The organism is Roseomonas sp. SRI_022, assembly GCF_057586215.1.
The window spans coordinates 104,423-113,663 of record NZ_JBYCZL010000018.1; the positions used below are offsets into that span (position 1 = coordinate 104,423).

Consider the following 9,241-nt stretch of genomic DNA (forward strand, 5'->3'; position numbering starts at 1 on the left):
GACTTGTCCGATGAGCTCGCTTGTCACCGTCTTCACCGCACGTCGCATCCTGACGATGAACCCCTCCCTGCCCGCGGCGACCCATGTTGCCGTGCGCGATGGCCGGATCCTTGCCGTGGGCGGGGCGGCCGAGATGGCGGACATCGGTCCGGCCACCGTCGATGAGCGTTTTGCGGGGAAGACCATCCTTCCGGGCTTCGTCGAGGGCCACAGCCACCTGATGGAAGGCGCGCAGTGGCGCGACCCATACCTGGGCTATTTCGACCGGCGCGATCCGGCGGGAAAGGTCTGGCCCGGGCTCAAGGACATGGAAGCGGTGGTCCGCCGCCTGATCGAAGCGGCAGTCGAGCGCCCTGAAGGTCCGCTCACCGCCTGGGGCCTCGATCCGCTCTACTTCGATGGCCCGCGCATGACCACGGCGGAACTGGATCGCGTCGCCGCCGATCGCCCGGTCGTGGTGACGCACGCCTCCGGCCACATCATGAACATCAACAGCGTCGCCATGGCGATGTCCGGGTTCGACCGCGCCAACGACCTTGACGGCCTGGTGCGCGACCCGCAGGGCCGCCCCACGGGGGAGATCCAGGGGCCGGAGCTGATGGGCCGCGTGCGGCGCATCGTCCTGGCGGACAGCAACTCCCGCACGCTCGATGAAGGTGCGCTGGAGCGCTTCGGCCAGCTTGCCCGCCGCGCCGGCGTGACTACGGCGACGGATCTCCACAGCGAAATGACGCCATCCGTCATCGCCGCCTATCGCGCGGCCGTCGCGCAGCCCGACTACCCCTTGCGCCTCGTTCCCGCGCTCGGCGCGCGCTACCATGCTCAGGACGACGGCATCGCGCTGTTCCGGTCGCTGCAGAGTGCCTCGAACGACAAGCTGCACTTCAAGCTGGTGAAGCTGATCGTGGATGGCTCGATCCAAGGCTTTACCGCGCGCCTGCGTTGGCCTGGATACCACAATGGCGCGCCGAACGGCCTGTGGTACATCGCGCCGTCGGAACTCGGCACCATCGTCGAGGCCTGGCACCGGGCGGGCGCCCTGCTGCACATCCACACCAACGGCGACGAGGCGAGCGAGGTCGCCGTCGAGATGCTGGAACGCGCGCTGACCGCGCATCCGCGCCCCGACCATCGCCATACGCTGCAGCATTGCCAGATGCCGGACCCGGCGCTGTACCGCCGCATCAAGGCGCTTGGCCTGTGCTGCAACATCTTCGCCAATCACATCTTCTACTGGGGCGAGCAGCACATCGCGCAGACCATGGGCCTCTCGCGCGCCGAGCGGATCGACGCCTGCGGCACGGCGTTGCGGCTCGGCATTCCCTTCTCGATCCATTCCGACGCGCCGGTCACGCCGCTGGGGCCGCTCTTCACCGCCTGGTGCGCGGTGATGCGCGAGACGGCCAAGGGGCGCTGCCTCGGGGAAGGTGAGCGCATCCCTGTCGCAGCCGCGCTGCATGCCATCACGCTGGGTGCTGCCTTCACGCTGAAGCTGGACCACCTGGTCGGCAGCATCGAGGTCGGAAAGTTCGCCGACTTTGCCGTGCTGGACGAGGATCCGCTTGCCGTCGATCCTGTGAAGCTCAAGGACATCGCGGTGCATGCAACCGTGCTCGGGGGCACGGTCTTTGCTTCGTCCTCCGGACCATGAGCATCCCGCTCACCATCCTCGGAGGCTTCCTCGGTGCGGGGAAGACCACCGCGCTGAACGGCCTGCTGCGGCGTGCAACGCGTCGGATCGCCGTGCTGGTGAACGACTTCGGTGCGGTGAACATCGACGCCGCATTGATCTCGGCGCGGCAGGGTGGCTTCGTCTCGCTGGCCAACGGCTGTGTCTGCTGCGCGCTCGGACCGGATCTCGGCGAGGCAATCGCCCGCCTGGTCGCGCTTGAGCCGCGGCCGGAACACATCATCGTCGAGGCGAGCGGCGTTTCCGACCCTTGGCGGATCGCGCAACTGGCGCGGCTCGAGGATGGCGTCACGCTCGATGCCGTGATGGTCCTCGCCGATGCGGCACGGTTTCCCGCATTGCTCGCCGATCGCTGGCTGACGGATACGCTGGCGCGCCAGGTCGCGCGCGCCGACCTGGTCCTTCTGACCCATGGCGATGTTGCAAGCCTGGCCGAGATCGATGCGACGCGGGCTGCGTTGCGCGACCTTCGGCCGGACCTTCCTGTCGCGCTGATGCCCGAGGATGGGCTGCCGGTCCTGATGCTGGCCGCGCATCCGGAGCCCCCGTCACGCTTCCTTGCCGACATGCCGGTCGATCACGGCTTCCGGCGGATGTCATGGACGCCGCCCGCTGCATGGAATCACGATCAACTGCTGGCCGCGCTGGACGCGCTGCCCGACAGCGTGCTGCGCGTGAAGGGCTTCTGCCGGCTGGCACCGAATGGCGGTTGGCACCTGGTGCAGCGTGCCGGCCGCCGGGCGACCATCGAGCCGTGGTCCGGTGAGGCGCCGGCCGAGACTCTCATTCTCATCGGCACGCCGGAATTGCCTGACGAGCGGGCGCTTCGCGCGCTGCTCGCGCCGGCTGGAGAGCAGAACGTCAACAGTGGAGCAGTGTCATGACAGGAACGAAGATTCCGTTGAGTCGCCGTGCGACCATCGCCATGGGATCGGCCATGCTGGCGTCCGGGTTGCTTCCCGGGATGGCTGGCGCGACTGGTACGCCGCGGCGCGGTGGTACGCTGGTCATGGCGGGCTCGCTCAGCCTGCGGCACTTCAACGGTGCGATCCAATCGGGCATCGCGACCAACATTCCGTCCAGCCAGATCTTCGCGAGCCCGCTGCGCTTCGACGCGGAATGGAAGCCGCAGCCCTACCTCGCGCAATCCTGGTCGGTGTCCGATGACGGGCTCGCCGTCACCCTGAACCTGGTGCGCAATGCCGTCTTCCATGACGGCAAGCCGGTGACGTCGGAGGATGTGGCCTTCTCGATCGACGTGATCCAGAAGAATCATCCCTTCAAGACCATGCTGGAACCGGTCGAGCGGGTGGAGACGCCCGACGCCCACACCGCCATCATCCGGCTGCGCCACCCGCACCCCGCGCTGTTGCTCGCGATGTCGCCGGGCCTGATGCCGATCCTGCCGAAGCATGTGTATGGCGACGGGCAGAACATCCAGACGCATCCGGCCAATCTGAACCCGATCGGCTCCGGCCCCTTCCGCTTCCAGGAATACAAGCCGGGTGACTATTGGGCGCTTGAACGCTTCGACCGCTTCTTCATCTCCGAACGCCCCTATCTCGATCGCATCGTTGCTCGCGTCATCTCGGATCCGAGTGTCTATATGCTCGGCCTGGAGCGCAACGAGATCCACATGGTGGCGTTCGTGGCCGGTTCGCGCGACGTGATCCGGGCCGAACGGGCGGCGAACCTGACCGTCACCGACCAGGGCTATGACGGCGCGGGCGCTCTGACCTGGCTGGCCTTCAACACGCAGCGCGCGCCGCTCAACGATGCCAGGGTGCGCCAAGCCATTGCCTACGCCGCCGACCGCGATGCCATCATTCGCCGTGTCATGGGCGGAAAGGCGAAACCCTCCTACGGGCCCATCGTCGGCTCCTCCCCCTTCGCCGCGCCCGATGTCGAACGCTATGCCTACAATCCGGACCGGGCCAATGCGCTGCTGGACGAAGCCGGTCATCGGCGTGGCGCCGATGGCACGCGCTTCTCGATCACGATCGACTCGCCGTCCGGATCGCCCGAGCAGGCGCGCAATGTCGCCGAGTTCCTGCGCGCGCAGCTTCGCCGGGTCGGCATCGCCGCACAGGTCCGCGTCGCACCGGATTTTCCGACCTGGGCGCAGCGCATCAGCAACCAAGATTTCGACATGACGATAGACAACGTCTACAACTGGGGTGATCCGGTGATCGGCGTGCACCGCACCTATCTGTCGAGCAACATCCGCCGCGGCGTGATCTGGACGAACACCCAGAGCTACAGCAACCCGGAGGTCGACCGGCTGCTCGACGAAGCGGGACGCACGCAGGACCCCGCGCGGCGGACGGCCCTGTATCACGACTTCCAGCGTCGCGTCGTCAACGACGTGCCGATCTTCTTCATCAATGAAGCCCCCTACAACACAGTGGCGAACAAGGGCCTCGCGAATCTTCCGCGGAGCATCTGGGGCGCCATGTCGCCGCTCGACGAGCTCTACTGGCAGACGCCGCCGGCATGACTGCCCTCGCGATCGGGCTGGGTGGAAAACTCGCCAATGCGGCGCTGCTGCTCCTCGCGGTAGTGTCCATGAACTTCATGCTGATCCAGCTTGCGCCGGGCGATCCGGCGCAGGTGATCGCCGGCGAGATGGGCGGCGCCTCACCGGAGGTGCTCGCGACGATCCGCGCGGAGTACGGGTTGGATCAGCCGCTTCCGGTTCAGTTCGGCCGCTACATCGGCCGGGCCGTGCAGGGCGATCTTGGCTACTCCTTCTACTTCAACCGGCCGGTCGCGGAGCTGATTCTCGACCGGCTACCGGCGACCATTCTCCTCATGGTCACCGCGCTCACCGTCGCGGCGGTGATCGGCACCCTGCTCGGCGTCCTCTCGGCACGGAAGCCGCGCGGGGTGTTCAGCATGCTGGTCACGATGTTCTCGCTGATGGGATACGCCGCGCCGGTGTTCTGGAGTGGGCTGCTGCTCCTGCTGCTCTTTGCGTCGGTGATTCCGCTGTTTCCCATCACCGGCATGACCGACGTCACGCGGCCTCTGACTGGTTTGGACTACGTGATCGATGTCGCGCATCACCTGGTGCTGCCGGCCACGACCCTCGCGCTCGTCTATATCGCCCAGTACAGCCGGCAGAGCCGGACCAGCATGCTTGACGTGCTGGGCGCCGACTACATCCGCACGGCGCGGGCTAAGAGATTGCCGGAGCGCGTGGTCGTGCTGAAGCACGCACTGCGCAACGCCTTGCTGCCCATCGTCACGCTGATCGGCCTTCAGACGGCGCAGCTCCTGGCCGGAGCCGTGCTGGTGGAGACGGTGTTCGGGTGGCCCGGAATGGGTCGGCTTGTCCTCGAATCGATCCTGCGGCGCGACTACCCGACCTTGCTCGGCGTCCTGGTCATCTCGGCCATCCTTGTGATGGTGGCGAACATCTTCACGGACCTTGCCTATCGCGCCGTCGATCCGCGCATCCGTGGCCGCTGACATGGGAACCCGGATCATGGAACGCAGCGCCGCGTCACCCGCCGCCGCGCCGGAGAAGCCGGTCTCGCCCTTCGCCGAGTTGCTGGCCCAGTTTGGCCGGCACCCGAGCGGGCTGATGGGCTTTCTCCTCCTGCTGCTGATCGGCCTGGCCACGATCTTCGGGCCGCAGATCTATGGCGTCGACGCATTCGACATGGCGGGCATGCCATTCGAACCGCCAGGGGCGGACATGCCGCTCGGCGCCGACTATCTCGGGCGGGACGTGCTCGCCGGCATCCTGATCGGCGGCCGGGCGAGCTTCTCGGTCGGCCTTGTCGCCGCCCTCATCTCCCTTCTCATCGGCGTCACGGTCGGTGCGCTGGCCGGCTGGTTCGGCGGCTGGGTCGATCGCGTGCTGATGAAAGCGACCGAGTTCTTCCAGGTGCTCCCCTCGCTGCTCTTCGCCATGGTGCTGGTGACGCTCTTCGGTGCCAGTCTCAGCATCATCACCTTCGCGATCGGCGTCGTGTCCTGGACGGCCGTCGCGCGTCTGACGCGCGCCGAATATCTGCGGGCCCGCAGCCTGGACTATGTGCGCGCCGCCGTCGCCGCGGGCGGGACGCCGTTCTATCTCATCCTCCGCGTCGTGCTGCCCAATGCCTTGCCGCCGATCATCGTCGCGGCGGCGCTGGCCATCGGCGTCGCCATCCTGTTCGAAGGCGGGCTGAGCTTCCTCGGCCTCGGCGATCCCAATGTGATGAGCTGGGGGCTCATGCTGGGGCAGAACCGCACCTACCTGCTCGATGCCTGGTGGGCCGTGACATTCCCCGGCGCGGCGATCTTCGTCACCGTCCTTGCCGTCAATCTCCTCGGCGAGGGCCTCAACGACGCCATCAATCCCCGTCTGCGGAGGCGCGAATGAGCGATGCCCCACCCGCCCTCGCCGTCGAGGGGCTGCATGTCGGGCTCGATGTCCGGCGCGGCCGCCTGCCGGTGCTGGAAGGAATCTCCTTCACCGTGCCGGCGGGCCGGACGCTCGCCCTGATCGGTGAATCCGGCTGCGGCAAGAGCATGGCCGCGCTCGCCGTGATGGGGCTGCTGCCCGAAGGCATCAGCCGCACGGCAGGCGCCATCCGTGTCGACGGCGAGGACATTGCGAGTGCGACGCCCGCCCGGCTTCGCGCGCTGCGCGGCGATACCATGTCGATGATCTTCCAGGAGCCGATGACGGCGCTCAACCCCGTCTTCACGGTCGGCGACCAGATCGCGGAGACGCTGAAGCTCCATCAGGGCCTCGGCCGGGAGGCTGCGCGGGCGCGGGCGCTCGAGATGCTGCGTCTCGTCGAGATCCCTGCACCCGAGAAGCGTCTCGATGCCTATCCCCACCAATTGTCGGGTGGCATGCGCCAGCGCGTGATGATCGCCATCGCGCTGGCCTGCCGGCCGCGCCTGCTGATCGCGGATGAACCGACGACCGCACTGGACGTGACGGTACAGGCGCAGATCTTCGACCTGCTCAAGGGCCTTCAGCGGGACAGCGGGACGGCCATCCTGCTGATCAGCCACGACCTTCTGGCCGTGGCGGACATCGCGGACGAGGTCGCGGTGCTCTACGCGGGCACCTGCGTCGAAACCGGTCCGGCGGCCGAGGTGCTCGCTGCCCCGAAGCATCCCTATACCCGTGCGCTGCTGGCGTGCAGCCCGCGGCTCCGGCTCGGTGAGGCTGCCGCCGAGCCGACACCCGATCTGATGGAGGTTCCCGGCATGGTCCCCTCGCTCGGGCGGCGTGGCCCAGGGTGTCACTTCGCGCCGCGCTGCGCCCAGGCCGCCGATGCCTGCGGCACGGCGCCGGTGTTGCGGCCACTGGATCGCGCACGGCAGGTCGCCTGCTGGCAAATGGCCGGTGCCTCGGCATGAGCGCGGCCCTGCTCGATGTAACCGACCTTGAGGTGCGGTTTCCCGCCGGTCGGACGCGCCCTTTCGGGCCGCGCGCCCATGTCCACGCGGTCGATGGCGTCAGCTTCCAGGTGAAGCCGGCGAGCACCTTCGGCATCGTTGGCCAAAGCGGTTCGGGGAAGTCCACGGTTGCCCTGGCGCTGATGCGCTTGGTGGAGATCAGCGGCGGCAGCGTCATGCTGGACGGCGTGCCGATCAGCGCGCTTCGCGGGGCCGCGCTGCGGGCCGCCCGGCGCGACTTCCAGATCGTCTTCCAGGACCCCTATGCGTCTCTCGATCCGCGCCGGCGCGCCGGCGCGCTCGTGCGGGAGCCACTTGATCTGCTGAACATCGGCGAACCGGACGGCCGGGACGCCGAGGTCCGGAAGCTCTTCGCACAAGTCGGTCTTCCGGCCGAGGCGATGCGTCTGTTTCCGCATCAATTCTCCGGTGGCCAGCGGCAGCGGCTCTGCATCGCGCGAGCGCTCGCCAGCAAGCCGCGGCTCATCATCTGTGACGAGCCCGTCTCGGCCCTGGATGTCGCGATCCAGGCACAGATCCTGAACCTGATGCGGCGGCTGCAGCGCGAGCTCGGGCTGACCTATGTCTTCATCTCGCATGACCTCGCCGTGGTGCAGCACCTGTGCGACGAGGTGGCGGTGATGTATCTCGGCCGTATTGTCGAACAGGCGCCGGCGCGGAAGCTCTTCGCGGCGCCACGGCATCCCTACACCTGGTCACTCATCGCCGCCGCCGCCTTCCAAGGGCCGGAAGGTGCCGCGATCCGTCGTCGGTATCTGGCGCCGGGTGAACCACCAAGCCCGATCGCTCCGCCAGCGGGATGCCGCTTCAGCATCCAATGCCCGCACGCGAACCAGCGATGCCGCAGCGAGGCCCCACCGCTTCGTGCCGTTGGGGATGAACATCTGGTCGCCTGCAGCCGTCTCGACGAACTGGCGCCCCCGATTTTTGACGAGGGCAGTCAGCATGATGGCCAAGGCGGCATCCAGGCCTTATCCGGCGAGGTCCCGGCCTGATCGCTTGCAGGTTCGCAAGGGCGGTCAGTTCGCGCCGCTTCTTCCGGCGCGCCTGCCCTGGGTAATACCGCCGGCGTCGATCACTCCGGAACGCGCTGCCAGCCCTCGGTCGGATCGAAGGCGTCGATTGCCGCCGCCTCGCGCTCCGTACCGGGTCCGAGGTCCTGTTCCCACACCACGCCGTCATGGCGCATCATGAAGGTCTTGATACCGGTTGATCCGTAGCGGGCCGGCGCGGCGATGATGGCGAAGCCGCCGATCATCAGTCCATTGACGACGTAGTCCATCGCTCCGCCGGCTGCCGCCTGGCCCTGTCGTTCGAGGATGCGATACACATAGCCGTTGTATGGCTCCGGCCTTTCGCCACGCTGGCGGCGCCCGTAGCCACCGGCGCTTGCTGCTGCCGCAAGCGGCCCCAGCGGGCTTTCGGCCTCGCCTTCCGCCGTCGGCCAATACAGCCCGTCCCGCTGGCCGGGCGTGGAGAAGAAACGCCGCGCATAGGCGCGCAGCCCACCATGCCGGCCGGCGCCGCGCGCGTATTCCTCCTGCGCGTCGGCCATGGCGCGCAGCGTCTCGATGGTGTCGAGCTCGTTTCGTCCGATCCGGCGATCGACGATTTCCTGCGTCGCCGCCGCGGCATCGAACCGCCACGCATTGCCACGCTGCACCATCGAAAGCGGCAGGGGCCAGTCATCCTCGCCGATCTGCAGCACGGCCTGGTCCGGTGCCGGGCGGAGGATCTCGTTCTTCGTGCCGTAGGCGGCGATGACGGCGTCGCGCGCCGTGCGGTCCGCCACGCGGTCGCCGGACCGGATCAGCCGCCCGCCTGCCGAACCCAGGATTCCCAGCAATGCGCGCTCATCATGGGCCCGCATCGCGGCGATGAGCGCGGTGAAGCCTTCCTCGGGGGAGCGGAAGGCGCGCGGTGGAACGGGGCGAGGGGCCGCCGGCGGCCGTTCGGCGGTGGCCTCCGGTGCGACAGCGGTCGGTTGCGTCTGGGCGCTGGCGGGAAGGGCGCCGGCGAGGCCCGCGGCAACCAGGATCAATCCGAGCAACTTGGCCATGATCGTCCTCCTCACCGATGGTGCCTGCCGCCGCCGCGCGGCGCGTGTGCGGCCCGGCCACCGCC

At 68.1% G+C, this 9,241-nt stretch carries 8 protein-coding genes; 7 read left to right on the top strand and 1 reads right to left on the bottom strand.

Features of this window, described 5'->3' with window-relative positions; translation table 11 throughout:
- Nucleotides 1-10 precede the first annotated feature (10 nt).
- The 7 genes from AC2YHJ_RS18185 to AC2YHJ_RS18215 are packed head-to-tail and all read left to right on the top strand — an operon-like array spanning nt 11 to nt 8,112.
- On the top strand, nt 11-1,651 hold the full coding sequence (locus tag AC2YHJ_RS18185; RefSeq protein ID WP_487397506.1) for an amidohydrolase: 1,641 nt from the start codon (nt 11-13) through the stop codon (nt 1,649-1,651).
- Complete coding sequence (locus AC2YHJ_RS18190; RefSeq protein ID WP_487397507.1) at nt 1,648-2,574, top strand: CobW family GTP-binding protein; 927 nt, start codon at nt 1,648-1,650, stop codon at nt 2,572-2,574. The genes AC2YHJ_RS18185 and AC2YHJ_RS18190 overlap by 4 nt, the downstream gene beginning before the upstream one ends.
- On the top strand, nt 2,571-4,187 hold the full coding sequence (locus AC2YHJ_RS18195; protein WP_487397508.1) for an ABC transporter substrate-binding protein: 1,617 nt from the start codon (nt 2,571-2,573) through the stop codon (nt 4,185-4,187). Before AC2YHJ_RS18190 ends, AC2YHJ_RS18195 begins: the two co-directional genes overlap by 4 nt.
- A complete protein-coding gene (locus tag AC2YHJ_RS18200; protein ID WP_487397509.1) occupies nt 4,184-5,161 on the top strand; it encodes an ABC transporter permease in 978 nt (325 codons plus the stop codon). Before AC2YHJ_RS18195 ends, AC2YHJ_RS18200 begins: the two co-directional genes overlap by 4 nt.
- Before the next feature lie 16 nt (nt 5,162-5,177).
- Nucleotides 5,178-6,062, top strand: a complete 885-nt coding sequence (locus AC2YHJ_RS18205; RefSeq protein WP_487397510.1) for an ABC transporter permease — start codon at nt 5,178-5,180, stop codon at nt 6,060-6,062.
- Nucleotides 6,059-7,057, top strand: a complete 999-nt coding sequence (locus AC2YHJ_RS18210) for an ABC transporter ATP-binding protein (RefSeq protein ID WP_487397511.1) — start codon at nt 6,059-6,061, stop codon at nt 7,055-7,057. The genes AC2YHJ_RS18205 and AC2YHJ_RS18210 overlap by 4 nt, the downstream gene beginning before the upstream one ends.
- Nucleotides 7,054-8,112: an ABC transporter ATP-binding protein gene (locus tag AC2YHJ_RS18215; RefSeq protein WP_487397512.1), complete on the top strand. Its 1,059-nt coding sequence runs from the start codon at nt 7,054-7,056 to the stop codon at nt 8,110-8,112. The genes AC2YHJ_RS18210 and AC2YHJ_RS18215 overlap by 4 nt, the downstream gene beginning before the upstream one ends.
- An 80-nt stretch (nt 8,113-8,192) precedes the next feature.
- Here the strand turns inward: AC2YHJ_RS18215 and AC2YHJ_RS18220 are convergent, their stop codons facing one another.
- The gene (locus AC2YHJ_RS18220) at nt 8,193-9,176 is read right to left on the bottom strand and encodes a DUF2950 domain-containing protein (RefSeq protein WP_487397513.1); all 984 of its coding nucleotides are present in this window, start codon (nt 9,174-9,176) and stop codon (nt 8,193-8,195) included.
- Between the last annotated feature and the right edge of the window lie 65 nt (nt 9,177-9,241).

Coding starts and splice junctions, on each gene's coding strand:
- AC2YHJ_RS18185 (WP_487397506.1), top strand. CDS start 11: ATGAGCTCGCTTGTCACCGTCTTCACCGCACGTCGCATCCTGACGATG.
- AC2YHJ_RS18190 (WP_487397507.1), top strand. CDS start 1,648: ATGAGCATCCCGCTCACCATCCTCGGAGGCTTCCTCGGTGCGGGGAAG.
- AC2YHJ_RS18195 (WP_487397508.1), top strand. CDS start 2,571: ATGACAGGAACGAAGATTCCGTTGAGTCGCCGTGCGACCATCGCCATG.
- AC2YHJ_RS18200 (WP_487397509.1), top strand. CDS start 4,184: ATGACTGCCCTCGCGATCGGGCTGGGTGGAAAACTCGCCAATGCGGCG.
- AC2YHJ_RS18205 (WP_487397510.1), top strand. CDS start 5,178: ATGGAACGCAGCGCCGCGTCACCCGCCGCCGCGCCGGAGAAGCCGGTC.
- AC2YHJ_RS18210 (WP_487397511.1), top strand. CDS start 6,059: ATGAGCGATGCCCCACCCGCCCTCGCCGTCGAGGGGCTGCATGTCGGG.
- AC2YHJ_RS18215 (WP_487397512.1), top strand. CDS start 7,054: ATGAGCGCGGCCCTGCTCGATGTAACCGACCTTGAGGTGCGGTTTCCC.
- AC2YHJ_RS18220 (WP_487397513.1), bottom strand. CDS start 9,176: ATGGCCAAGTTGCTCGGATTGATCCTGGTTGCCGCGGGCCTCGCCGGC.